Raw genomic sequence first — 26,703 nt, forward strand, 5'->3', positions numbered from 1 at the left:
TTGTTTGTAAGGGGATGATAGGATGTATGGCTAGCCTAGAATACTCAGCAGGACGCCCGCGGCGACTGCCGATCCGATAACGCCCGCAACGTTCGGTCCCATGGCGTGCATGAGCAGGAAGTTGCCGGGGTTCTCCTTCTGACCGACCTTCTGGGAAACCCTTGCTGCCATCGGAACCGCGGAAACGCCTGCGGAACCGATCAGCGGGTTGACTTTGCCCTTCGTGAAGAAGCACATCAGCTTGCCGAACAGGACGCCGAAAGCGGTACCGACACAGAAAGCCGCAAGTCCCAGCGCGATGATGCCCAAGGTCTGCGCGGAAAGAAAGACCTCCGCGTTCGCCGTTGCACCGACCGATACGCCCAGGAAAATCGTGACGATGTTCATCAGCTCATTCTGTACGGTCTTGTTGAGACGTTCGGTGACACCCGATTCTTTCAGCAGGTTTCCGAGCATCAGCATGCCGATCAGCGGAGCCGCCGCCGGAACGATGAACGAGACAACCAGCGTAACCAGAATCGCGAATACGATCTTTTCCAGCTTGGATACCGGACGAAGCTGTGCCATTACAATGCCGCGTTCCTTCTTCGTGGTCAGCAGCTTCATAATAGGCGGCTGTATAATCGGCACCAAGGCCATATAGGAGTAAGCCGCCACGGCGATCGGGCCCAGAAGCTCCGGCGCCAGCTTTGAGGTCAAGAAGATGGCGGTCGGGCCGTCCGCACCGCCGATGATACCGATGGAACCCGCCTGCGGGCTGGTAAAGCCCAGCATCAGCGCGCCGACAAAGGTTAAGAAGATACCGATCTGTGCCGCCGCACCCAGAATAAAGCTCTTTGGGTTAGCGATCAGCGGGCCAAAGTCGGTCATTGCGCCGACACCTAGGAAAATCAGCGGCGGATATATTCCGAGCTTAACGCCTTTATACAAATAATAGATGAGGCCGCCCTCTTCGGCTGAACCGAGCCCCGCAAGCGGCAGGTTCGCCAGCAGCATACCGAACGCGATCGGCAGCAGCAGCAGCGGTTCAAATTGTCTTCTGATTGCAAGATAAATCAGCGCAAAGGAGATGAGGATCATAATGGCCTGTCCGCCAGTGATGTTCGCAAAACCAGATGCGCTGATCAAATCCTGTATCGTTTGGATGAATGATTCAAACATCTTATCTACCCTTCCTTAATATTATTTACTCCGTTACATAAAGAATGCCGCAGCCGTTCTGCCGGTTAAAACGGCCTGGTGTTCTCCACCATGCCGGCCATTGCCCAAGCGGGTCTGCCCTCTCTGGCTGCCCGGCGGATGCTCTTGACTGTATACGGGGAAGAACCGTCCATCATCATGGAAACTGCCGCCATGATTGCCGCGACCACCTCTTCTTCAATACCGTCTTCTACGACAGCGGCAGTAATCGGCGCCGACTCAGCCGGCTGCTGTTCCTGTACAAGGTCCGCTTTTTTTTTAGCTTTGTTCGCTCTTCTCTTTTCTTTAAAGGAATTGATTCCTCTGGTGGCTGCACCAATGATTTTGCCCATAGCCCAGACCAGAAAGATCAGGATAACCAGTGCCGCAAAGACGATGACAATACCTGAGAAAACAACGTTTCCTGCCAATGCCCAATCCATACCTCAGTCTCCTTACGTTTTAATTTGCATCTGCGATCTCAAAAATCGCCCATGCTAAAAATTATACTATATTTATACAATCTTTGCAATTGCTAATCCACGAAAAGATGAAAAAAAATTGTTAAATTATAAACATTCCTTCCGATGCTTTCGTGAGATTGACAATTTTTTGACTATAGAACGCGCAGATACGTCCTGCGTTTATGGAAAAGGACGCCCACCTGAATGGCAGGCGTCCGCATATCATTGCCCGGATTACTGATCCATTTTCTTTAAGAACTTTTCATGCGCTTCCCGGAGCTCCACCGCGGCCGCTTCCGGAGCCGTGGTGTTGCAGTGCGCCCAGGCGCCGGTTTCGCTTGACGCGTTGAATTTAATCTTGTCGGCGCTTCTCATCGGCGGGAAAAATTCGATATGGAAATGATAGTATTCACTTGTATCTTCACCATTTACCGGCGCATTATGCATACACATCATGTACGGGAAGTTGTAGTCGAACAGGCTGTCGAACATGCCGACGGTTTCCTTCAGGGTCTGTGCCAGCGCGACGCGTTCCTCTTCATTAAATTCCGCAATGTTCTGCTTGTGCGCGTTGCTGAAGACATAGACGCCGTACGGATACTCGGTGAAGAACGGCAGGAAGACCGTGAAGTGCTCATTCTTGAAGATGATGCGCTGCTCGAACTTCTCTTCCTCCTTGAGCATATCGCAGAAGATGCAGGCATCCTTCTCTTCGTGGTATTCCTTCGCGCTGTCCAGCTCAAGCTGGATTTTCTTCGGCACAAACGAATAGCCGTAGATCTGGCCGTGCGGATGCGGCATGGTGACGCCGACCGCTTCGCCCCTGTTTTCGAAGATGAAGACGTATTTGACCTTTTCATCCTCGCTGATCTTCTCAAAGCGTTCGGCCCAGAGGTTGACCAGCTTGGTGATGTGCTGGGTGGTCAGCTCCGGCAGCGTCGTGGTGTGTCCCGGAGAATACAGGATGACCTCGCATTTGCCGTAGGCAGGCTTGACTTTAAAGAAATCGTTCGCGACGTCGTCCGGCTCCGACGGATCCTGCGAGAGCGCCGGAAAGTCGTTGTCGTACTCGTAGACCTCATAGTCGTCCGGAACCTTGCCGGAACCCGGACAGAACGGACACCAGTCCTTCGGCATCTGCGGGCGGTTCTGTCTGTGGGATGCGATCATGACCCAATCCTTGGTCAGCGGATGATAACGAAGCTCTGCCATAATTATTCACCTAATCCTTCCGTAATCTTGGTTCCGCCGACCGGCCGGATGGACAGGACATGGCAGGAACCCGCACCAAATACGTGTTCGATAGTTTCCTTGTATTCCTCAAGCATCTCATTCGGGACAAACGCCTGAATGGTGCCTGCCAGACCGCCGCCGTGCACACGCCACGCGCCTTTTCCGGAAAGCATCTTTTCGGAGAGCGCAAGCGCAAGGGACAATCCCTGTTCGTGCGGGGTCTTGCAGCAGAAGACATTCTGCAGATACATATACGAGGAATGGCCGGATTCGATGATCAATGATTTGAACGCCTCAAAATCGCCCGCTTTCAGAGCGGCCGCTTCCTTCGGCACACGGTTGTTGTCATCAAAGAAATGGATGGAACGCAGCACCGCGCGGTCACCGCACGCCTTGCGGATTTCCGGAATCTTTTTGTAGAATTCCTGTTCATCGGTCTCGCGGAGCACTTCGCCGCCGAGCATCTTCGCTACCTGCTTCATTTCGATCGGCATGGCGGAATACTCGTCGCTCAGGTCGGCATGGTTGCCGTGGGTGTCGACGATGCACAGCGCATATCCGCTGTGCGCAAAGTCGAACGGCACCTTCTCGATGACCGGATTTTTGTTGTCCTTGAAATCGATCTCGACAAAGCTGCCGACACTGGAAGCCATCTGGTCCATAAGACCGGACATCTTGCCAAAATAGACGTTCTCGGCATACTGGCCGAACTGTGCGATCTGGACCGCATCGATGGCCTGGTTGTTGAACAGATAGCTGATGATCGTGCCGACCAGCACCTCAAACGCCGCGGAGGAGGACAGTCCCGAGCCCTTCAGCACATTGGAGGTGGTGTACGCGTCGAAGCCGCTGACCTTGTAGCCAAGCTCCCTGCATCTTGCGGCGACGCCGCGGATCAGGGAAGCCGCCTTATTGGTTTCATTCTTCTGAACGGAGAGATCCGCGAGGTCGATGGTATCCATCTTGTAGCCGACCGACTTGATGCGGATGACATTGTCGTTGTTCGGGGACACGACGCCGATGACGTCCAGATTGACGCTTGCAGCCAGCACCCTGCCGTGCTGATGGTCGGTGTGGTTGCCGCCCACCTCGGTCCTTCCGGGTGCACTAAAAAGCTCAATCTCGCGGTCCTTGCCGAACAGTTCTTCAAACAGTCCGATTAATTCCTGATAGCGTTTTGCCTGGGCTTTGATTTTGCCTTCATCGTTGCCATATAAATAGGAAAAACTTTTATCAAATTGGCCCTGTTCCAAGCGGGAGATGACGTTACTTGATTTTTCCATACACATCCACTTCCTTGTTTTATCATTTATAAGCTTCATTATAGCACATCTTTTTTCGCTTGACAATTGCATTTCAAAAAAATCTCTTCCATTATGGATTTATGTTGTTACATCTATTGATTTTTTGGTCGAATCCTTTTATAATGAGGAAAGAAGCACAGAATGATGCTGCAGAAAGGGGAATACTGATGAACAACGATACATTCAAGTACTCTTACAAATCCCAATTTCGTGAAAATCTTTCCCTGACCGTATATAATACCGGCATCGAGCAGTGTGAGAACGGTTTCGTCTGCGGCCCGCGGGTCAGGGATCATTTTCTGGTTCATTATATCCTGTCCGGCAAGGGTACATACACCTATGGAGATAACACCTATGAGCTTGCCAAAGGGGACCTTTTCATCATCTATCCCTCCGAGGTGACGATTTATAAGGCCGACGACGAGCTTCCCTGGGAGTACTGCTGGGTAGGATTCAACGGCACCGAGGCGGAGAAGCTGCTGCGCTGCACCGACCTGACACCGGAAAATCCGGTGCTTCACTACGACAGGGACGGTAAAATGCGCGACCACCTGTTTAAAATCTACAAGTCACAGGGCAACCAGCTCCAGAACGAATCGCGTATGACCGGCTATCTGTACCTGTTCCTGTCGTTTCTGATGGAGATCAGCACCAAGCAGCAGGACCGGGACATCAGCGGGATCTCCTATATCGAAGCGGCCGTCAAATACGTTCAGCACAACTTCTCGCGGGACATCGACGTCTGCGATATCGCACAGAACATCGGGGTTAGCCGCAGCCACCTCTACCGGCTGTTTATCAAGCATTTGGGCATGCCGCCGAACGAATACCTGTCGCGGTTCCGCATCAACCAGGCATGCAGCCTGCTGCGCCATTCCGATCTTTCCATTGGAGAGATCGCCAATTCGGTCGGCTTTCTTGACCAGCTCTATTTTTCACGGGTGTTTAAAAAGTTTAAGGGTACGCCGCCAAGCAAATACAACCGGCGCTGAGGTCTTATTTTCGCTTGCATGTTCTTATTTTATCTGTTCGTATCTTTTACCGTCCAAGCTGGGCGGACAAGCTGTGTATTCTTTATCTGCATACCGGCGTGCCGCGCATCTTTTCCCTGCGGGCCGGTGTGCGGTGCAGAATGGTCAAACCGATTCGGGCTTTTTTGTCTGCGCGCACGGCCGCTATATTCGCACATAAAAACAGACGCTGCGCCCCGGTTTGAAACATCCAGAAAGATGAACCTGACAGAACCGCCGCTCTGCCCTGTCAAAGGCAGGCAATCGCCATACCCTTTCGTTCCATAAAAGGGCAAATAAACCACTGAAAGGATGATCCCATGTCTATTGAAGCATTTGTCAATCAAGCCAAGCTATATCTGGAGAAAAACGGCGGCAACATCCTGTCCGCTGTGATCATACTGCTGATCGGCTATCTGCTGATTAAGCTGACCATGCGGCTGACCAACAAGGCGCTGGAGAAAAGCCGCATCAATGTATCCGCGCATTCGCTGATCAAAACCATCCTCAAATTCGGGCTTTACACCGTGCTGTTTATCATCTGCGCGTCAAAGCTCAACATCGATACAACCAGCATCATTGCCGTGCTCGGCACCGCCGGTCTGGCGCTGTCCCTGGCGGTCAAGGATACGCTCGGCAATCTGGCCGGCGGCCTGATCGTGCTGTTCACCAAGCCGTTCAATGTCGGCGATTTCATCGAAACCGACGGCGTATCGGGCACTGTGACCGAAATCAGCTTCTTCTATACAAGACTCAACACGATCGACAACAAGCGCATCTTTATCCCAAACGGCGAGGTCACCAACGCGCAGATCATCAACTATTCGGCGGAAGAGCAGCGTCGGCTGGACCTCGATTTCTCGATCTCCTACGACGACGATTTCCGAAAGGCCGAGGCGCTAATCGCAAAGATTATCGAGGACCATCCGCATACGCTCAGCGAGCCGGCGCCGATCATCCGCGTGACCGAGCACGGCCCGAACGCCATCATCATCGCGATGCGGGTCTGGGTCAAATCCGAGCATTACTGGGATCTGTACTACGATATGCTGGAGCTGGTCAAGGAGAGCTTTGACAAAAACGGCATCACCATCCCGAATGTGATCTATGTGACCGAAGGTAAGTCCTGATTTTAACGGATTAAAGCGTTAATAAAAAGAGTCAGAAAAGTTTAAGAAAAATAGCCTGAAATGGTTTATACTATCCTTGTCATATTCTGCCGGCCTGACAGCCGGCAAAACCTGCCTTTGCCCCAAAATGCCGGAATTTCCTGTGAAAGGCCGGACATTTTGGGGCAAAAACGAAGAAGAAGGGTGAAGCAATATGGTTTCATTTACAAAAATGCATGGACTGGGCAACGATTATGTCTATGTCAACTGTTTGGAGAACACGCTTGACGACCCGGCGCGGTTCTCGGTCTTCGTCAGCCGGCGGCATTTCTGCGTCGGCTCCGACGGGCTGGTGCTGATCCTGCCGTCGGACACCGCCGATTTTAAAATGCGGATGTTCAATGCCGACGGCTCCGAGGGCAGGATGTGCGGCAACGCCATCCGCTGCGTGGGCAAATATGTATACGACCACGGGCTGACGGAGAAAACAGAGCTGACGGTCGAAACGCTCAGCGGCATCAAGACGCTGCGGCTTTCGATCAAGCATGACAAGGTTGAGCTGGTCGAGGTGGACATGGGAAAAGCCGTGCTGACCGCCGCGGATATCCCGGTCGCCACCGAGCTGGAACGGTTCATCAACCAGCCGGTCATGGTCGGTCACAAGCTGTACAACCTGACCTGCGTTTCGATGGGCAATCCGCATGCTGTCATCTTCAAAAATGAGATTGATGCGCTGAACCTGGAGGAGATCGGACCGCAGTTCGAACACCACAAGCTGTTTCCGGACCGCATCAACACTGAATTTGTCGAGGTGCTTGACGACCACACCTTGAAAATGCGCGTATGGGAGCGCGGTTCGGGCGAAACGTTTGCCTGCGGCACCGGCGCATGCGCTTCGGTGGTGGCCGCCGTCGTGAATTCGCGCTGTCCGAGGGATGCCGAAATCACGGTGCATCTGCGCGGCGGGGACTTAACGGCCACCTACCGTTCGGACGGTTCGGTTTTGATGAAGGGCAGCGCGACGCATGTGTTTGACGGCTGTATCGATTTTGAATAGCACCGCCGGTGCAGACGGAATTCTCCCCTGCGGCAGGACGATCATGGAAAATCAGAGATAAAGGATGTGGAAGCTATGGCCCGTATCAATGAAAACTACCTGAATCTTATGGAAAGCTATCTGTTTTCGGATATCGCGAAGCGTGTTCACGCATTTTGTAAGCAGCACCCCGAGCAAGAGGTCATCCGCATGGGGATTGGCGATGTGACGCTGCCGCTTGTGCCGCGTGTGACCGAAGCCATGCACCGCGCCGTCGATGAGATGGGAAGCAAGGATACCTTCCGCGGCTACGGCCCGGAGCAGGGATACGATTTTCTGCGCGAAGCCATCGTCTCCTATTATGACAGGATCGGCGTCGGTCTGACAGCCGGCGAGGTGTTTGTCAGCGACGGCGCAAAGAGCGATGTCGGCAACATCACCGATCTGTTCGGCCGCGAAAATACCGTTCTGATCCCGGACCCGGTTTATCCGGTCTATGTGGACACCAACCTGATGAACGGCCGTAAGATCGTCTATCTGGACGCCAATGAGCAGAACGGCTTCCTGCCGATGCCCGGCGATGAACAGGCGGATATCATCTACCTGTGCTCGCCGAACAATCCGACCGGCGCGGTGTACACCAGAGAACAGCTGAAGGTGTGGGTGGACTACGCAATCCGGCGGCATGCGGTCATCCTGTTCGACGCGGCGTATGAAGCGTTCATCACCGATGACCGGCTGCCGAGGAGCATCTATGAAATTGAAGGGGCGAAGCGGTGCGCCATCGAGTTCTGTTCGCTGTCTAAAACCGCCGGTTTCACGGGTACCCGCTGCGGCTATACCGTTGTACCCATGGAGCTTGTTCTGACCGTATCGGACGGACAGGAGATAACGCTTAACAAGCTGTGGAACCGCCGCCAAACCACCAAGTTCAACGGCGTTCCCTACATCATTCAGCGCGGGGCCGAAGCGGTCTTTTCCGAAGAGGGACAGAAGCAGATCAGGGAGAATATCGCCTACTACCGCGCAAATGCCAAAACCATCGGGAATACGCTGACAAAGCTCGGCATTCCGTTCACCGGCGGCGTCAACTCCCCGTACATCTGGATGAAATGCCCGAACGGCATGGGTTCCTGGGAATTCTTCGATTTCCTGCTTGAGAATATCGCGGTGGTCGGTACGCCGGGCGCCGGATTCGGCAGAAACGGCGAGGGATATTTCCGGCTCACCTCTTTCGGCAGCATCGATACGACAGAAGAAGCTATGACTCGATTTTTTAACCTTTTAAAGTAACAGATTGCGCTAAATCGGGTTTTTGAACGTTTTTAATCTCCCGGACCGGGAAATACTATCAATATTCGATTTGAAACCGCGCATCAGGCGTGGTATAATGTAGAAAACCAAGAAACAAATCAACACCTTGTAAAGGGGGCGTGAAACACATGAATGAGTACATGGTCTTTATCTGGATCGGCCTTGGCGTCCTGCTAGGACTGGTGGAAGCGCTTACGCTGCAGCTGGTCTCCATCTGGTTTGCCGCCGCCGCGTTTATCACCGTGATTCCCGCATTGATGCACACCTCCCCATCCGTTCAGATTCTGGTATTCGTTGTCAGCGCTGCAGTGCTGCTGGTCTGTACCAGGCCATTTGTCAAAAGGGCAGTCCATATGAAGAAGGAAAGCACGAACGCCGACATGCTGGTTGGGCAGACCGCTCAGGTGGTCGAAACCATCGACAACGCGAAGGAAGCCGGCAGAGTGCACATCTCCGGACTGGACTGGACCGCACGGACCGTCGACGGAAGGGTCGCTGAGCTTGGGGACTCGGTCATCGTCGACCGGATTGAAGGCGTCAAGCTGATCGTGCGCGCAGATGCGCCGGTCGCGGAGGCCAAATCCTAGAGACTGCCCGGCAACGTACATCCGCTGCTTACATGAAACGCAAAAGAAGGAGAATGAATTATGCTTTACTTCCCGGATTTTGAGCTCAACATTGGACTCGTCGTACTGGCTATCGTTATTTTGATTGTATTGATCATCGTCATTTCCTGCATCAAGATTGTACCGCAGGCTACGGTCTATGTGCTGGAACGGCTGGGCGCTTATAACCAGACCTGGAACACCGGCCTGCATTTCAAGATTCCGTTCATCGACCGCATCGCCGCCAGGGTTTCGCTGAAGGAGCATGTTGTGGATTTCAAGCCGCAGCCGGTTATCACAAAGGATAACGTCACGATGCAGATCGATACGGTCGTCTTCTATCAGATCACCGACGCAAAGCTCTACACCTACGGCGTGGAAAATCCGATCAGCGCAATCGAGAACCTGACCGCCACGACCCTTCGTAACATCATCGGTGACCTGGAGCTCGACCACACGCTGACCTCGCGCGATGTCATCAACACCAAGATCACCAGCATTCTGGACGTCGCATCGGATAAATGGGGCATCAAGGTCAACCGCGTAGAGCTCAAGAACATCCTTCCGCCGCGTGAAATCCAGGAAGCGATGGAGAAGCAGATGAAAGCGGAGCGTGAACGCCGTCAGTCCATCCTGCGCGCCGAAGGTGAGAAGCGCAGCCAGATCCTCGTGGCCGAAGGTGAGAAGGAATCTCAGATTCTGCGCGCCGAGGCTGAAAAGCAGTCACAGATCCTGAAGGCGGACGCAGTCCGCGAACAGAAGATCCTCGAGGCAGATGGTGAATCACAGGCCATCATGAAGGTCCAGAAGGCGCTTGCCGACAGTATTAAGCTGCTCAACGAGGCGAACCCGAACGACAAGGTTTTGACCATCAAAAGCCTGGAGGCGTTCGCCAAAGCTGCGGATGGCAAGGCAACCAAGATCATCATCCCAAGCGAGCTGCAGTCGCTGGCCGGCCTTGCGGTGAGCGCCAAGGAATTCTTCACCGATGATCAGAAAAAGGAACTGCTCTAAAACGGTGATCATAAGATGTTGATCATATCAGGGAGTGCTCTCTGCATTCCTTCAAAAAACGGTATCGTCCATATGGACGATACCGTTTTTCACTGTGACATCGGACTTGGATTGGTTCAGCTTGCCGCATGCGGTTAGCGGATATGCGTTCATCAGGCTGATACGCCGCGGGAAAACCTCATGTCATATAACAATTAAAGATATATCCGTTTGTCTCTTTCAGAATAAAAAATGCCTCAAAAGCTTGCAAGCCGGCCATAAAAGCCCTTTGCAACCACTGGTTGCGCCCTATGCAATCCCATATCGGTGTGCTTTTTCATCGAATACATGGTATAATAAAGACATCAAGATCAAGGTCAGGTGATGAAAATATGACGATTGGACAAATCATCGTAACATTACGTAAGGAAAATCATCTTACACAGGAGCAGCTGGCTGAGAAATTATATGTGTCCCGCCAGGCTGTCTCCAAATGGGAGAATGGGGCATCCATGCCGGATTTGGAAAACATCCGGGCACTCAGCGAATTTTTCGGCGTCTCCACAGATGTCTTTTTGAAACCGGAAGAGGATTATGAGAGAACATCCAAAGAAACGCCTGCCGGCCATTGCGGGACTGACATGCCTGTCAATTTGAAAAAAGATTCCGCGGATATCATAGACACCACCTCTAAGACCTTTCCTTATAAAAAGACGCGGCGGCATCTGTTATCCCTGTTTCAGTGGATGATGGTTTTATCCGGCTGCACGCTTTTGCTTTTACTGCTTGGCATGGGTGCGCTGGTTGCGCTGCAGAGATTTGATATGATCCCTTTGTATCCATGGGCGTTTCCCGCTGCGGCAACGGTTCTCACCCTGATCGACATCACGGTCTGTTCCCTCCTGTGTTTTCGCAGCAGACGGCGCGGGCTGGTTCTTTTCCTGATATCGGCCGCCATATCCGCAGCCATCACCCTTCTGGCATGGATCGGATGCCTGTTTGAAACAAGCATGTTCAGCGACACAACCGCCCATTCCCCCGATCATCGTTTGACGCTGCTGCTTCGGCAAAACAAAGAAACCGGCGTTACCACGCTGTACCGCCAACGCTTTTCATGGCTGATGAAAAAGTCGGAGGAGCTTCCCTACCCCGCTCAGCAGGACTATAAAGTCCAATGGACGGCCGACGACGTCTGCGCCATCACCTACATCGCGCAGACAGATGGCGCCATGCATCAATATATCGCCGCCTTCGGGGACCGAAACGACGGCGCTTCCTATTATGAGGTGCTGACCGCCATCCTTGGAAACTGGTCGGGCATAACAGAAGGAACACAGGAATGGAAGATCCAGGTGACGGATGGGAGGGATGGCGGTCTCACGCTCCGGGTCGGGGAACAGCCGGAAGAATACTATTCCTATGATGACTGCGTCCAGTTCGGCACAACGGCGCTTGTCCTGTGCCGCGGAGGGCTTCCCCGCTGGACCATCACGCTGGGAACCGACTGCGCCATTGAAAGTGTATCCAACCTTGTCGCGCCGGGCGGAACCATCACGCTGACGCAGGTTTCCATGAACAGCACGCCGAATTATCCGTTCCAATGCGACGATGACGAAACGAAGCAGTCGCGCATACAGGAACAGACGATTCTGGACCCGCCGCAGGAACAGGTGGAACGGGAAACCATCAGCAGTATGAAAAGGCTGTCTGAACAGGCGTATATTTCGGCAGAAGACCTGCCGGACGGGGTGAGGCTGATTGAAGAGCATCCGGACAATATCCCATGGATGCTGTTCCTGCAATTCATCGACACGGATGACGCACAAAAGGGGGCGAACAGCGTGGATTTGTGGATGCGCTGGGACAGCCTGCAGCAGATTGCCGGAGATGAATTCGACAGCTGCTGGCAGGTCACCCAAACCGCGGCCTACACATCCCCCGGCAATCAAGGCAGCGCCCCGACGGCTGAAACGAACCAGTCCAGCTTCTATCTGCGCCTGATGAAAACGGCGAACGGCGCATACCTTCTCACAAATTCCAACAACGACCTGTCGTTTGACCTGCCGAAATCCGACACTGAGGCAATTGATCTTTCCGGGAATGACGCCTATCACCGCTTCTCCCCCGCCGACTACAGCGGCGAAAGCTGGAAATTCCAGAATGCCAGCCGCTTATCGCCTGATGAGGCGGCAAAGTGGCTGTATGAAAACGAGTTTTCCGATGAGTATCCACATGCTGTTCCCCTGGAGAACAATGCCAGGGCAGGATATCTGCTGGACGCCGGCAGCGGCTGTTATATGCTGTACGACGGCATCTGGCAGAAAGACGGGCGCTGGGTTTACCGGTTTTGGGTCTATCAGACGCAGACGCCAGCCGTCATCGACTGGAATGGAGAGGTAAAGACGCTGGACCATTATGATGTCGATTTTCACGCCTATGAAAAATAACCCTTTCCTGCGGCTGTACTGACGTAAGCGTTGACTTTCACAAAATCCGTGCGTATTCACGCATAAAGACGAAACCTTTATTGGATTCTCACCGTGAATTCGCTTATGTTAAAGTGAAAATAAGCTTTCATGGTTTGAGCCAGTTGGTCATAGCGCGATGATGGAAACGCCGTTGCTTTCATCATTGCTCTGTGACCATCCGGCAATGGACGGCAGCTTTATCCGTGATGCTGCAGTGCACTGCTCCAATCTCAGGCAGAAACCGAATCTGCAGCCTCTGCCTGAGAATCACATACTCATCGGCATTACGGGTTCAGGTCGCACACCATGATATACTCCTGCTCATTTTCTTCCGCGATTTCAAAACCGACCTGTTTATACAATTTCACCGCACCATTTTCCTTTTGAACGGCCAGAGACGTTTTTGAATATCCATTTTTCCTTAAGCGGTCTATCATTCCGCTCATCAAGGCCCGGCCGATTCCTTTGCCGCGGTACTGCGGGTAAACCGCTATGGCAAACTCCGGTACAGAAGCATCCATGTAGCCAAACGCATGGATGCAGCGCACCCATACCGCCCCGACGATCCTTTCATCAACTTCCGCCACCAGGCAATGGTCGTCTTTTTGAGACCCAAACTTATCAATGTAGATCCATATGGAAGGGTCCTGTATGATTGTTCTAGGAAGCAGATTGTTTGGATCCTTTTGAAAAATCGCTTCGTAGATAAAATCGGTCAAAAGCATAATTTCTTCATCTTTGATATTTCTGATTATCAAATACGACGCCTCCTACTTGGCTATTCCGAGTGCTTTCTTTGAAATACGCACTGCTTTTCGCTCGTTTTTAAGCAGGTTTCATTTTAACATATTGTCCGCAAAAAATCCAACGCATTGTATCCTTCACAGGAAATCACCCGTTTGCCATTCGGGTAATTCCGATTATAATCTGCTATGGAAGGAAACAGTACGGTCCAGAAGCATACGTTCTACTCATACAGCAAACAGATACTGAAATGATATTTGATTTCTACGATACGGCATTTCCCTTAAACACCCCTTTTGCCTGCATGCCGTTCTTCCTTGATACGGTCCCGGATGCGCTCCCTCAGCATCCGGGACCGTTTTTACCAGCGAACACAGTCAAATCCACTCGATGTGTGCCGTCCCGCAACGGACATCGTACGTTTTTTTCGGTGCAATCTCGAAATTTCAGCAAGTTTGCTTTCTATTCATCTTTACGCAATGAAATTTTTCTCTATATCGATTAAACTAATTATGGAATGGATGATTGGCTTGTTTTTTGGGCTGATCATGCCAGCCTTTCTGTTTTCGTGCTGGATGTTGTAAATTTCCGTCGATGGAGGTTTTGATGCATGTCGCGTTATCTTGAATGTCTGATTTATCAACTGCATAGGTTTAACGCCCACAGGATGTTTAACAAGAAAGGTGTATCTAAATTTAACAAGTACGGCTATGGCACATCGGTGGCATAGCCTTCGTTTTTTCACAGCGGGTGTTGTTTGTCCTTTTTGAGGATAAGCAACGCTTTCTGGTTTCACAGAAAAAACAAAGCAAATGGGATGTTTTCCTCTTTTCAGCCGCCGTGCGGCTCTTCATTCGGCTGCGCCGAAAAAACGATTATCGAAAGGGTGTTCCAATTGTCACAAGCTAAAAAAGTTGCAGTCATCATGGGCAGCGACAGCGACCTGCCGGTCGTCAAGGGTGCCGTTCAAACACTGAAGAATTTTGGAATTGAAACCGAAGTGCATGTCATGAGCGCACACCGCACACCGGCTCTGGCCTGCTCGTTCGCAGCCGATGCCAGAGACAACGGATTCGGCGTCATCATCGCCGCCGCCGGAAAAGCAGCGCATCTTGCGGGCGTCCTGGCCGCGCACACCACGCTGCCGGTCATCGGCATCCCGGTCAAATCCTCCACGCTTGACGGACTGGACGCGCTTCTGGCCACCGTGCAGATGCCCAAAGGCATCCCGGTTGCAACCGTCGCGATTGACGGCGCGGACAACGCGGCAATCCTGGCCGCGCAGATTCTGGGCGTCTATGACGGCAATATCGCCTCCCAGCTTTCCGGCATGAAGGAGGACATGACCAAGGGCGTCATTGAAAAGGACCTGAAGATGCAGGAAACCATCAAATCGTTATAACAACAGCGTATTTATAAAATAAAGGAGATATGCGACATGGTTAAGAAACTGGACATGGTATACGAAGGAAAGGCAAAGAAGGTCTATAAGACCGAGGACCCGGAACTGTTCATCGTCGATTACAAGGACGATGCCACCGCTTTCAACGGCGAGAAGAAGGGCACCATCCATGACAAGGGCATCATCAACAACCGCGTCAGCAACCATCTGATGAAGATGCTGGAATCGAAGGACATCCCGACCCATCTGGTTGAGGAGATCTCCGACCGCGAGACCATTGTCAAGAAGGTTGACATCATTCCGCTGGAGGTCATCGTCCGCAACATTGCCGCCGGTTCCCTGTCCAAACGTCTGGGACTGCCGGAGGGCCAGAAGCTGGCGAAGACCGTTCTGGAATACAGCTATAAGGACGACGAGCTGGGCGACCCGATGATCAACGACTATCATGTCTTTGCTTTGGACATCGCGACCAGGGAGGAGCTTGACCTGATTGCCGGCTATGCGCTCAAGGTCAACGAGCTGCTGGCGGACTACCTGAAGGATTTGAACATCGAGCTCATTGACTTCAAGCTGGAATTCGGCAAAACAAGCGACGGCACAATCATCCTCGCGGACGAGATTTCCCCGGATACCTGCCGTTTCTGGGACAGCACCACCGGAGAAAAACTGGACAAGGACCGTTTCCGCAGGGATATGGGCGGCGTCGAGGACGCTTATCAGGAAATCATGAAGAGACTGCTCGGAGAATAATTCCACCCAAAAAGATGAAGAACTTTCTTTGGATGAAATATATATTGGTTCAGGGGGAAAATAAATGTTTGATAAACTGAAAGAAGAGTGCGGCGTGTTTGGTATTTACGACAAGCATACATCGGATGTAGCAAAGAGCACCTATTACGCCCTTTACGCACTGCAGCACCGCGGCCAGGAGAGCTGCGGCATTGCGGTCAACGACGACGGCATAATCCGTGCGCATAAGGATTCCGGGCTGGTCCCGGAGGTATTCACCAAAGATGTACTTGAAAAGCTCGGCAAGGGCAACATTGCGGTTGGACACGTCCGTTATTCTACGGCCGGAAATTCAAACCGCAGCAACGCACAGCCGCTGGTCATCCGCCATATCAAGGGACATATGGTGGTTGCGCACAACGGCAACCTGACCAATGCGGCGGACCTGCGCGAGGAGCTGGAAAACGGTGGCGCGATCTTCCATACCACCAGCGACACCGAGGTCATCGCCTACACGATGACCAGGGAACGGCTCCAGTCCGGCTCCATCGAGGAGGCGCTCGAAAAGACCATGTACCAGATCAAGGGCGCTTATTCGCTGGTCATCATGTCCCCGCAGAAGCTGATCGCGGCAAGGGATCCGCAGGGCTTCCGTCCGCTCTGCATGGGCAGATTGGGCGAAAAAATTCTGTTCGCATCCGAAAGCTGCGCGCTCGACACGCTCGGCGCAGAATTTGTGCGGGATGTTGAGCCGGGTGAAATCGTGGTGGTGGACGACAGCGGCGTCCGCAGCATCAAGACCCATTGCCAGGGCAAGGGCCATTTCTGTGTCTTTGAATTCGTATACTTTGCGCGTCCGGACTCGGTCATCGAGGGTTTCAGCGTACACGACGCCAGACAGCGCGCCGGCGCGTTCCTCGCGCTGGAGCATCCGGTTGAAGCGGATGTAGTCATCGGCGTTCCGGACTCCGGGCTGGACGCGGCGCTCGGCTATGCAAAGGAATCTGGCATCCCCTACGGCGTCGGCTTCATCAAAAACCGCTATGTCGGCCGTACCTTTATCCAGCCGACGCAGGGCGAGCGCGAAAATGCCGTGCGCATCAAGCTGAACGCGGTATCCGCGACGGTCAAGGACAAGCGCGTGGTGCTCATCGACGACTCGATTGTCCGCGGCACAACCAGCGCGAGAATCGTCAAGCTGCTGCGCGACGCGGGTGCAAAGGAAGTGCATATGCGCATCTCCTCTCCCCCATTTGTGAATCCGTGCTATTTCGGCACCGACATCGACAGCAAGGACAAATTGATTGCCTGCAAGATGTCGGTTGAAGAAATCGCCGAACACATTGGCGTCGATTCGCTCGGATACCTGAGCCTTGACCACGTCAAGAAGATTGCCGGAAACGCAAAATGTGATTTCTGTGTCGGCTGCTTCAATGGAGAATATCCGGTTGAACCGCCGAAGGAGATCAAAAAGGACAAATTTGAAATGAAAATCAGTGAGACAAATAAATAGGAGGATACCGAACCGATGAAAAGCTTTAGTGACAGCTACAAAGAGGCAGGCGTTGATGTAACTGCCGGCTACCGGGCGGTAGAACTCATGAAATCCCATGTTGCAAGAACGATGGTGCCGGGCATGCTTTCCGGCATCGGCGGCTTCGGCGGCCTGTTCGAGATGGACCTGACCGGCATTCAGAAGCCGGTCCTGGTATCCGGAACCGACGGCGTCGGAACCAAGCTCAAGCTCGCGTTTCTGCTGGACAAGCACAACACGGTCGGCATCGACTGCGTTGCGATGTGCGTCAACGACATCGTCTGCTGTGGCGCGAAACCGCTGCTGTTCCTCGATTACATCGCGCTGGGCAAGAATGTTCCGGAGCGGGTCGCTTCCATCGTGGAAGGTGTTGCAGAGGGCTGCGTTCAGTCCGGATGCGCGCTTGCCGGCGGCGAAACGGCCGAGATGCCGGGCTTCTACAGCGTGGATGAATACGACCTGGCCGGATTCAGCGTCGGCGTCGTCGATAAGGATAAAATCCTTGATCCGAAGTCGGTCAGAGAAGGCGATGTGATCATCGGCATCGCGTCCAGCGGCGTGCACTCCAACGGCTTTTCGCTGGTGCGCAAGGTGTTTGATGTCGAAAACTGCGACCTGAACGCCTATGCGGATGAACTGGGCGCACCGCTCGGCGAAACGCTGCTGACCCCAACCAAGCTTTATGTCAAGCCGATTCTCCGGCTGCTGGAAGAGGTCTCGGTCAAATCGATCAGCCACATCACCGGCGGCGGATTTTACGAGAACATCCCGCGCGCGCTTCCCGACGGCATGCAGGCTAAGATTCAGAGAAGCGCGGTCGACGTGCTCCCGATCTTTAAACTGATTCAGAAGGTTGGAAATATCCCGGAGCGGGATATGTTCAACACCTTCAATATGGGCGTTGGCATGTGCGTCATCGTCGATGCGAAGGATGCGGACAGGGCGCTTCAGGCGCTTTCCTCCTGCGGGGAGAAGGCTTCGGTCATCGGCGAGGTTGTGAAGGGCGACGGGGTGGAAATATGCTGAACATCGCGGTCTTTGTTTCGGGCGGCGGCACCAATCTGCAGGCGCTGATCGACGCCGCCGAAAGCGGGAGGATCACGAACGGCAGAATCACGCTGGTGCTCGCCTCCAACGACAAGGCGTACGCGCTCGAACGCGCGAAGAAGCACGGCATCGAATCGGTGGTTGTCGCGCGCAGAACGTTCAGCGACCCGAAGGACTTTGACCGCCGGATTCTGGAGGTGCTGGAGGAACACTGCATCGATCTCGTGGTGCTGGCGGGCTTCATGTCGATTCTCGGCGAAGAGTTTATCCGGCGTTATCGGGACAGAATTATCAATGTGCATCCTTCCCTGATCCCGTCCTTCTGCGGAAGCGGGTTCTATGGGTTAAAGGTGCATCAGGCGGCGCTCGATTACGGCGTCAAGGTCACCGGCGCGACGGTACACTTCGTCAACGAGATTCCGGACGGCGGCAGGATCATCCTGCAGAAGGCCGTGTACATCGAGGACGGCGACACGCCGGAAACTTTGCAGAAACGGGTGATGGAGCAGGCTGAATGGAAGATACTTCCTGAAGCGGTCAACATGTTCTGCAACGGCCTTTTGAAATAGGACGGTATATTTTCGCATTTCACGCATCTGCCGGATGGCTTGATGTTCGGCATTGAAACCGATATCTGATTTTTTGACTGATAGAAAGGAATTCGATACAGGATGAAAAGAAGAGCTTTAATCAGTGTTTCCGATAAAACAGGCGTTGTCGAGTTTGCAAAAAAGCTCGAGCAGCTCGGCTTTGAGATTGTTTCAACCGGCGGCACCTCGAAGGTGCTTTCGGAAAACGGCGTGCAGGTCACCAATGTGTCGGACATCACCGGATTTCCGGAATGCCTGGACGGCCGTGTCAAGACCCTGCATCCGATGGTGCACGCGGGCATTCTGGCCATGCGGTCGAATCCGGACCATATGAAGCAGCTCGAGGAGCTGAAGGTCACACCGATCGATGTTGTGGCGATCAACCTCTATCCGTTCAAGGCGACCATCCTGAAGCCGGATGTCGAGCTGGAAGACGCGATTGAGAACATCGACATCGGCGGACCGACCATGATCCGCGCGGCAGCCAAGAACTGGCAGGATGTCGCGGTTATCGTCGATCCGGCCGATTATGACACCGTCATCGCTCAGCTGCAGGACGGTGAGGTCACCCGCGAAACCAAATTTAAACTCTCCGGCAAGGTCTTCGAACACACCGCTTCGTATGATGCGCTGATTTCGAATTATCTGCGCAGGCAGCGCGGTGAGGACAATCTGCCCGAAACCCTGACGCTGACCTTCGAAAAGGTCCAGCAGATGCGTTATGGCGAGAACCCGCATCAGAACGCGGCGTTCTATAAAGAGATTAATAATATGGACAACACCCTTTCCGCCGCGAAACAGCTGCATGGTAAGGAGCTTTCCTACAACAACATCAACGACGCGAACGGCGCGCTGGACATCATCAAGGAATTCGGCTTCGATGTTCCGACCGCAGTCGCTGTCAAGCACGCGAATCCTTGCGGCGTCGGTACCGGCAGGGATCTGTATGAAGCTTACATGAATGCCTACGAGGCGGATCCCGTTTCGATCTTCGGCGGCATTGTGGCGCTGAACCGGCCGGTCGATCTGAAAACCGCACAGGAGCTGGCGAAGATCTTCCTGGAAATCATCATCGCGCCGTCGTTTGACGCAGATGCGCTGGAGATTTTGACCCAGAAGAAGAACATCCGGCTTCTGGAGCTTCCGAATCTCGCAAAGGCCAACACCAAGGATATGGTCGACATGAAAAAGGTCGCCGGCGGACTTTTGGTACAGGATCTCGACACCGAGCTTCTGAACCGGGAGGAACTGAAGGTCGTCACCAAGCGCGCGCCGACCGAGGATGAGATGAAACAGCTTGAATTTGCCTGGAAGGTCGTCAAGCACACCAAATCCAACGGCATTGCGCTGGCTAAGGACAACCGCACGGTAGGCATCGGCCCCGGACAGACCAACCGCATCACCGCACTGGAGCTGGCGATCAAATACGCCGGCGACCATGTACAGGGCAGCGTGATGGCGTCCGATGCGTTCTTCCCGTTCTCCGACTGCGTGGAGGCCGCCGCAAAGGCTGGCATCACAGCCATCATCCAGCCGGGCGGCTCGATCCGCGATGAGGACAGCATCAAAGCCTGTGATGAAGCGGGTATCGCGACGGTGTTCACCGGCATGCGTCACTTCAAGCACTGATTCAGATGCCAGCAGCAAGACTTTTTTGATAGAAAAGCCTTCACCTTCCCGTATTGTGAGGGTGAAGGCTTGTTTTTTATCCACGTCATCATGCCTCTCATACGGTTTGGAGCCGTCTGTTCTCCATCATATGGCACACTGCTTGATAAGAGACGGCGGCACCTCCCTTAAAACGAACATAAAGGAGAATTTCCTATGAATATTGTAGTTGTAGGCGGCGGCGGCCGCGAACACGCCATCATACGCAAGCTGAAGGAAAATCCTTCGGTGGAAGCCATCCACGCATGTCCGGGAAACGGCGGCATCTCCTGCGACGCAGTTTGCCATGATGTAGCCGCGACCGACATTGACGGTGTTGCGGCGCTCTGCAAGGAGGTAAAGGCGGATTTTGTCGTCGTCACACCGGACGATCCGCTGGTACTCGGCATGGTCGACGCGCTCAACGCAGCGGGCTTCCGCACATTTGGTCCGAATAAGGCCGCAGCGATCATCGAAGGCAGCAAGGTCTTCTCAAAAGATCTGATGAAGCGCTATGACATTCCGACCGCGGGATATGAGATTTTCGACGATCCCACAGAAGCCCTTCGCTACATCGAACAGAACGATACCTATCCGATCGTCATCAAGGCGGACGGACTTGCGCTCGGCAAAGGCGTCATCATTGCCAAGAGCTACGAGGAGGCCAAGGACGGCATCCACTCGATCATGGAGGACAAGATTTTCGGCGCGAGCGGCAATCATGTTGTCATTGAGGAATTCCTGACCGGGCCGGAGGTTTCGGTGCTGTGCTTCACAGACTCCAAAACGATCCGGACGATGGTGTCTTCGATGGACCACAAGCGGGTTTATGACAACGATGAAGGCCCGAATACCGGCGGCATGGGCACCATCTCGCCGAATCCCTTCTACACGCCGGAGGTTGAAGAGGAATGTATGCGGAAAATCTTCCTGCCGACCATCGAAGCGATGAATAAGGAAGGCCGTCCATTCAAGGGCTGTCTGTATTTCGGCCTGATGCTCACCCAAAAGGGTCCGTATGTCATTGAATACAACTGTCGTTTCGGCGACCCGGAGACACAGGTTGTATTGCCGCTGCTTCAAACCGATCTGCTGACCATCATGGAAGCGGTCTATGACGAGAAGCTCTCCGAGCTGGACATTCAGTGGAAAAATGGTGCGAGCGCCTGTGTTGTTATGGCATCGGGCGGCTATCCGAAGTCCTATCCGAAGGGCATTGAGATCACCGGACTCGATGAAAACGGCCAGCTTGACGGCGCGGTCATCTACCATGCCGGAACCAAGGCGGAGGATGGCAGGATCAAGACCGCAGGCGGACGGGTACTCGGCGTCACGGCTGTCGGGGACAGCCTGCAGCAGGCGCTGGATAAGGCTTATGAAGCCGTCGGGAAAATCCATTTTGACGGTGCGCATTATCGGAAAGATATTGGTAAAAAGTCGTTTTAAATAAGCAAAGGCAGGAGGATGTTCCGCTGGAACATCCTCCTGCCCTTTTGTCAAAAAGCGGAGTGGGAATTATCTTTGATTATCAAGATGCCGCTGGCGGAATGGTCTTGATATTCTGCGACGCAACAGCTTTATTGAAATTACTAAATTATTGCAGAGCGGCTGTTGTGTGCGGTTGTACAGCGGCTCTACGTTATCTGCTAGGACATGTTGGCACGACGGTTGTTGTACCACTGTAGCATGGTGGTTACACTCTGCATACCAAGCAGCACTTGGCAAAGTGGTGGTTACTTCTTTGCCGGCCAAAGAAGTAACCAAGAAAGGCCGTTCAAGGGGGCCAGCTGCGCTGGTGCACGCGCTACGCGCCACTGAGACAAGAAAAGAGCCTACGACAAACACACCACAACTATGCGGCAGAAAAGGCGGCATAGCCGAGTGCCCCACCGCAGGTGGTGGCCCCCTTGAAAATCCCCTCTAGTATTCCGTTTTCTCCTTCGGCCACCTGCGGGCGGCGTTTGGCTTTGGGCCAAGTGGTTGGGCATAGCTAGCAGCGGACGCTTTCCCGGTTAAAGGTTGTTTTTATGGTGCCCTGATACTTCGGCTGGTACGTTTGTTTTTACGGATTCTCAAACAAATAGGTATCTTGGATAAATATCTTGTTGGTAGTTCTCAGGTGTTCCGGTTTCTTCATTCTGTACTATAGGCAAACCATGCTGTCAAATATGAATAGCAACTAATTCTCTTTTTATTTTTCTGGAACAAATAATCCAATATGTTTGCTTGTGGCATTTTAAACGGGAGCATCCCAGGGGATGCTCCCGTTTATCGCTTTATTATGTTCTTTTGGTATCAGCTTATTGCTGATGATCCATACAATGCAAGCTTTCCAAGATGTCCTTATTCTCTGATGTGATCAGCTTGCCCTGTTTTAGAACACAGATTGATTGCTTATTGCGCAGCGTTGGCAATCATCAGTTTCAGCTGGAGAAGATCGAGGACGTTGATCTTGCCGTTTCCATCGATATCACCGGCTGCAAACTGTTCTGCCGTGAACTCAGCCTGACCATTGATGTATGCTTTGAGCAGCATCAGGTCATCATTGTTGATCACGCCGTCGCAGTTCACGTCGCCAAGCTCCGGCACATAGCCCACTTCGCGCAGCTGTGCAATTGCATCGAGCAATGCGGTTTCCGCCGCGTCCACGTCTGCCTGAGAAACTGCTTCGGTGGTGATAACATTCCAGGCATTCTCGAACACCGGTGCAAAGACTGCCCAGCTCGCTTCGGTATAGTCCGCTTCCTTCTTCAGCATGCCTTCGAGGATCACAAATCCAAGATTGGTTCTGTCGACCACGTTCGCCGCGCCGCTGAAGGATTCCATCGCTGCTTTCAGGCTGACAAAGGCTTCGTCAACCATCTGAGCCGTCAGGTTTTCACCATCTATAATCGCCTGTGCGTTTGCAATAGCTTCATGGAAGTTGTCCACAGTTTCCTGTGCGTATTGGCCGTTCAGATCGCCGACTTCAACCGACGCCGCAAGCTCTTCGGCTTTCGCTATGAGTTCGCCGAGCTCCTCAGTCGCAATGTATTCACTGATGCGCGGGTTACCAAAGTCCGCATGGTCATAACGGTCGTCTGTACCCTCGTCGATGACGAGCTTCAGAACATCGTATCCGACTACCGGTACACTGATATCCACGCCGGTATCAACACCGCCGGTGATCATGCCGGAATCATAAAGAAGCACGTCGTCGCCGTAGACCTTGAAGGCGACTTCGCCCTGCCAATCCGCTGTAGAACCGACGATAACTTCATCGTCAATACCGCCGCGAGCTTCGAACAGAACGGATTTTCCGCCGATGTAATACTGGAACTCTGCGGTTGCATGGGCGCCGAGGCCCTTTTCATAGGTAACACCATCGATTTTGATTGCGTTTCCGCCAATCGACTTGTTCGGTCTCATGGTACCCCAGCCAACCTTGCCGGACATCCAGTTGTCCATGGTCAGATCGCCGTAATCGATCGGCTGCATCTCGTTGGAGGTGATCGCGATGTCGCACCAGTCCGCATGGTCGGAGGTATTTCCGTTTCCGGAATCTGTAACAACAAGCTTCAGGATGTTATAACCCTTGAGATCGACATTCAGCGCCTTGGCCGCATCGGCAAGGACCATCTTTCCGCTGTCGTACAGCTTTGTATCATCGCCCCATACCTCAAAGGTGACAGAACTTGCCGTTCCGCCGCCCTGGCTGTCCACTCCACAGAAGCCGGTCAGTTTGACTTCACGGCCGCCCAGGAAATAGGCAATCTCAGATTTTGCATGCACGCCAAAGCCGGTATCAAACTTCTCGCCATTGATCTCCAGCTGTTTGCCGTTCAAATTCTTGTTGATACCGATATTGCCCCATCCGGTGTTGCCGTACATCCAGTTGTCCTTGGTGAGCGGTCCATCCTCGATTGGGGTCGCAATCTCAACCGATACCGGGCTGTCAATGCTGGTGATCGCCTCGTCGCCGTCATAGATCAGGTCGGCTTTGACCTTGATCTGGGCTGTTCCGGCATCTCCCGATGCGGTGACCAGCCATTTGGCTTCGATTTCATCGCCGTATGCCATATCGGTGCCGACGGTGGATGTGAGCGGTCTTGCGGTATAGCCTTCCGGCAGATCCAGGCTCAGGACGGACATCTTGACATTGGTGGTGCCGCCGTTGACAAATTTACCGGTTACGATAAAGGAATCAAACGGAGTCACAAACTGTTTGTTGACGCTGCCCAGCAGGTATGCACCCTTATCGGTCTGGGTCGGCTCGATGATGTACATCTTGACACCGTGGGTCGGGACCGTCGCATTGACCGAAACGCTGGTGGCTTCTTCTCCGGTCCAGACATCCTTGATTTTGTAAACGAAGGATTTTTCCATGTCGAAGTTCTTCTCAAAGTATCCCGGATCCATCTTCTGCACATAGTCAGCGATGGAAGCAAGCTCGATGCCCATGTTGGCAGCGCTTGCACCGCGGTTCAGCATGCAGAGCGCGATCTTGCCGTCGGAAAGCGGTTTTGCCAGATATTCGAGGTCGCCGTCATCCTTGAAACGGATGCCCTGAATGCCTCTCGCATCCTGGTCGATCGCAATGGCATCTTTGTTGCTGATGATCTCCAGAATATCCGTGCGCTCATCCAGCAGACGGACGTCGTTTCCAAGGATCAGCGGAGATGCCATCATGCACCAGAGACTGAAATGCGCTTCGTTTTCATCTTTGGTCAGGTTGCCGTTGCCGACTTCGAGCATATCCGGATGGTTCCAGCTGCCCGGTTCCGCATAGTTGTAGAGCTTGACGGTGGTTTCATAGATGCTGATGATGGAAGACCAGCTTGCGCCGATATCGCCGGTGGTTCTCCAGAGGTTTCCGGTATTCTGGCCCCAGGTCCACGGCTGACGGCCGCCCCACTCACAGATTTCAAAACAGATCGGACGCTCTTCGGTGCCGTTCTGCTGGGCATAATCTGCGGTTGCCGTCATCAGTGCGTCGCGCATGGTGCCGTAGTGGTATACCGCGCTGTCGCGGTCTACAAAGCTGCTTCTGATCGGGTTGTACACCTTGATGGTGTTGACACCCGCTTCCAGCTCGACCTGCAGATGAAATCTGCCGATCTTCGCCCAGCCCACCGAGTTCGGCAGGATGCAGCGGGTCGGACGGCCGTTGTTGTTGACCTCGACAAACATCGAGCGTTCTTTGCCGGAGGAATTCTGCTTGACCCAGTTGATCATCATGTCATAGGTGCCGGCCTCGTCGACCGTGACATTCTCAAATACAACGGCGCCGCCGTCACTGTTGAGTCCTGTGACATACTTGCCGCCGGAGATGCGTACGCTGCCGCCCGCAACGCCGGTATCGGTCACGATGCTCGCATTGCCGGTCAGGGTTGCATCCTCGGCCTCATAGGTTGCATACGGTGCGTCGGCGTTCTCCATACCTGCCTTCTTGATAAAGATGGCGTCGAGCGGATAGGTCTCCGCCGTCATGTTGATGGTGTGGCAGTAATCGTACTTGAAGTAGTCGATTCCCCACTCCGCAAACTTTTTCGCATCCTTGTACTCGTTGTACAGCGAAGCCGGAAGCTCCTCACAGGTATACTTTCCGTTCGAGGTGTAAAGGCCCAGCTTCATATCCTTGTCATGCACATAATCGGCCAGGTATTTGATGCCGTGCGGGAAGCGGAACGGGTCGTGCGTCAGATCGCCGTACTGGTCCCTCTGCGCCGACTGCCAGTTGTCGTCGATGTTGACGTAGTTGTAGCCAAGATCGACCAGGCCGTACTTCTCCAGTGCGTCCGCGGTCTCCTTGATCAGATCCTCTGTGACGGTCTGGTGGAACTGGTTCCAGCTCGACCATCCCATTGGCGGGGTTTGGGCTGTGCCGTTGTCCAGCGCGCTGACGCCGGCAGACATGGCAGTCACCGATAGCAGGCCGATCAGCACAGAACTGATTGTTTTGGTTGCTCTGTTCATTTTTATCCTCCTTCATATTAAAAAACTGTGTGTGGATATTATGTATTTGTATCTATGCCTTTTTTACATGCGTGCATTCTTTGCATTTTCGCAACAATTACAAAGTCCGCCTCTAATATCCTCATTATATTTTACTATAGGTCAACAGGATTGTAAATACAAATATCTACGATTCACCTTAAATAATCTACGATTTGTGAATAAACAGGTCGAATTTTGTGCGAACCAATGACAGAGAGACTTAAAAAGTTCATAAAAATGGACAATGTTACAAAAAACCGGACAGCGATATCGCTGTCCGGTTTTTTGTTAGGGGTATCTATTTATGGAATGGTCTTGT

Annotated in this window: 20 protein-coding genes; 14 read left to right on the plus strand and 6 right to left on the minus strand. The window is 53.1% G+C overall.

What is annotated here, in order from left to right; all coding sequences use genetic code 11:
- Window positions 1-30 precede the first annotated feature (30 nt).
- The 4 genes from BN348_RS06510 to BN348_RS06525 form a co-directional block, all read right to left on the minus strand.
- The gene (locus tag BN348_RS06510; protein WP_040197012.1) at window positions 31-1,161 is read right to left on the minus strand and encodes a sodium ion-translocating decarboxylase subunit beta; all 1,131 of its coding nucleotides are present in this window, start codon (window positions 1,159-1,161) and stop codon (window positions 31-33) included.
- 65 nt (window positions 1,162-1,226) lie between these two features.
- On the minus strand, window positions 1,227-1,622 hold the full coding sequence (locus tag BN348_RS06515; protein WP_040197013.1) for an OadG family protein: 396 nt from the start codon (window positions 1,620-1,622) through the stop codon (window positions 1,227-1,229).
- A 255-nt stretch (window positions 1,623-1,877) separates the two neighbouring features.
- Window positions 1,878-2,855: a galactose-1-phosphate uridylyltransferase gene (gene galT / locus BN348_RS06520; protein ID WP_040197014.1), complete on the minus strand. Its 978-nt coding sequence runs from the start codon at window positions 2,853-2,855 to the stop codon at window positions 1,878-1,880.
- 2 nt (window positions 2,856-2,857) lie between these two features.
- Window positions 2,858-4,159 (minus strand): galactokinase, encoded by a 1,302-nt coding sequence (locus BN348_RS06525; protein WP_040197015.1) that lies wholly within the window; start codon window positions 4,157-4,159, stop codon window positions 2,858-2,860.
- A gap of 188 nt (window positions 4,160-4,347) precedes the next feature.
- Between BN348_RS06525 and BN348_RS06530 the strand changes: the two genes are divergently transcribed.
- From BN348_RS06530 to BN348_RS13120, 7 genes are all read left to right on the plus strand, one after another.
- Window positions 4,348-5,172 (plus strand): AraC family transcriptional regulator, encoded by an 825-nt coding sequence (locus BN348_RS06530; protein WP_040197016.1) that lies wholly within the window; start codon window positions 4,348-4,350, stop codon window positions 5,170-5,172.
- A gap of 338 nt (window positions 5,173-5,510) precedes the next feature.
- Window positions 5,511-6,320, plus strand: a complete 810-nt coding sequence (locus BN348_RS06535; RefSeq protein ID WP_040197017.1) for a mechanosensitive ion channel family protein — start codon at window positions 5,511-5,513, stop codon at window positions 6,318-6,320.
- A gap of 193 nt (window positions 6,321-6,513) precedes the next feature.
- Window positions 6,514-7,356, plus strand: a complete 843-nt coding sequence (dapF, locus tag BN348_RS06540) for a diaminopimelate epimerase (protein ID WP_040197018.1) — start codon at window positions 6,514-6,516, stop codon at window positions 7,354-7,356.
- 75 nt (window positions 7,357-7,431) lie between these two features.
- A complete protein-coding gene (locus tag BN348_RS06545) occupies window positions 7,432-8,628 on the plus strand; it encodes an LL-diaminopimelate aminotransferase (RefSeq protein WP_040197019.1) in 1,197 nt (398 codons plus the stop codon).
- Between the two features lie 149 nt (window positions 8,629-8,777).
- Window positions 8,778-9,236, plus strand: a complete 459-nt coding sequence (locus BN348_RS06550) for an NfeD family protein (RefSeq protein WP_040197020.1) — start codon at window positions 8,778-8,780, stop codon at window positions 9,234-9,236.
- Window positions 9,237-9,296: 60 nt separating this feature from the next.
- Window positions 9,297-10,268, plus strand: coding sequence for an SPFH domain-containing protein (locus tag BN348_RS06555; RefSeq protein ID WP_040197021.1), 972 nt, complete (start codon window positions 9,297-9,299; stop codon window positions 10,266-10,268).
- Between the two features lie 371 nt (window positions 10,269-10,639).
- Window positions 10,640-12,694, plus strand: a complete 2,055-nt coding sequence (locus BN348_RS13120; protein WP_082020831.1) for a helix-turn-helix domain-containing protein — start codon at window positions 10,640-10,642, stop codon at window positions 12,692-12,694.
- A 305-nt stretch (window positions 12,695-12,999) separates the two neighbouring features.
- Here BN348_RS13120 and BN348_RS06570 read toward each other — a convergent pair whose 3' ends face one another.
- Window positions 13,000-13,473, minus strand: a complete 474-nt coding sequence (locus tag BN348_RS06570; RefSeq protein ID WP_040197022.1) for a GNAT family N-acetyltransferase — start codon at window positions 13,471-13,473, stop codon at window positions 13,000-13,002.
- An 881-nt stretch (window positions 13,474-14,354) separates the two neighbouring features.
- On the opposite strand from BN348_RS06570, the gene purE reads away from it, so the two are divergent.
- The 7 genes from purE to purD all read left to right on the plus strand — a co-directional run bounded on the left by purE (window position 14,355) and on the right by purD (window position 21,854).
- The gene (gene purE / locus BN348_RS06580) at window positions 14,355-14,861 is read left to right on the plus strand and encodes a 5-(carboxyamino)imidazole ribonucleotide mutase (RefSeq protein WP_278247741.1); all 507 of its coding nucleotides are present in this window, start codon (window positions 14,355-14,357) and stop codon (window positions 14,859-14,861) included.
- Between the two features lie 36 nt (window positions 14,862-14,897).
- Window positions 14,898-15,611, plus strand: coding sequence for a phosphoribosylaminoimidazolesuccinocarboxamide synthase (purC, locus tag BN348_RS06585; protein WP_040197025.1), 714 nt, complete (start codon window positions 14,898-14,900; stop codon window positions 15,609-15,611).
- A gap of 64 nt (window positions 15,612-15,675) precedes the next feature.
- A complete protein-coding gene (purF, locus tag BN348_RS06590) occupies window positions 15,676-17,103 on the plus strand; it encodes an amidophosphoribosyltransferase (RefSeq protein ID WP_040197026.1) in 1,428 nt (475 codons plus the stop codon).
- A gap of 15 nt (window positions 17,104-17,118) precedes the next feature.
- Window positions 17,119-18,150 (plus strand): phosphoribosylformylglycinamidine cyclo-ligase, encoded by a 1,032-nt coding sequence (gene purM, locus BN348_RS06595; protein ID WP_040197027.1) that lies wholly within the window; start codon window positions 17,119-17,121, stop codon window positions 18,148-18,150.
- Window positions 18,144-18,740: a phosphoribosylglycinamide formyltransferase gene (purN, locus tag BN348_RS06600; RefSeq protein WP_040197029.1), complete on the plus strand. Its 597-nt coding sequence runs from the start codon at window positions 18,144-18,146 to the stop codon at window positions 18,738-18,740. The genes purM and purN overlap by 7 nt, the downstream gene beginning before the upstream one ends.
- Before the next feature lie 102 nt (window positions 18,741-18,842).
- Entirely contained in the window at window positions 18,843-20,390 is a 1,548-nt protein-coding gene (purH, locus tag BN348_RS06605) for a bifunctional phosphoribosylaminoimidazolecarboxamide formyltransferase/IMP cyclohydrolase (RefSeq protein ID WP_040197030.1), read from the plus strand.
- Window positions 20,391-20,585: 195 nt separating this feature from the next.
- Entirely contained in the window at window positions 20,586-21,854 is a 1,269-nt protein-coding gene (purD, locus tag BN348_RS06610) for a phosphoribosylamine--glycine ligase (RefSeq protein WP_040197031.1), read from the plus strand.
- Window positions 21,855-22,802: 948 nt separating this feature from the next.
- On the opposite strand, the gene BN348_RS06615 is transcribed toward purD, so the two are convergent.
- The gene (locus BN348_RS06615) at window positions 22,803-26,363 is read right to left on the minus strand and encodes an NPCBM/NEW2 domain-containing protein (protein ID WP_040197032.1); all 3,561 of its coding nucleotides are present in this window, start codon (window positions 26,361-26,363) and stop codon (window positions 22,803-22,805) included.
- Between the last annotated feature and the right edge of the window lie 340 nt (window positions 26,364-26,703).

Origin of the sequence: Candidatus Soleaferrea massiliensis AP7, assembly GCF_000820765.1 — a bacterium.
Lineage (GTDB): Bacteria > Bacillota > Clostridia > Oscillospirales > Ruminococcaceae > Soleaferrea > Soleaferrea massiliensis.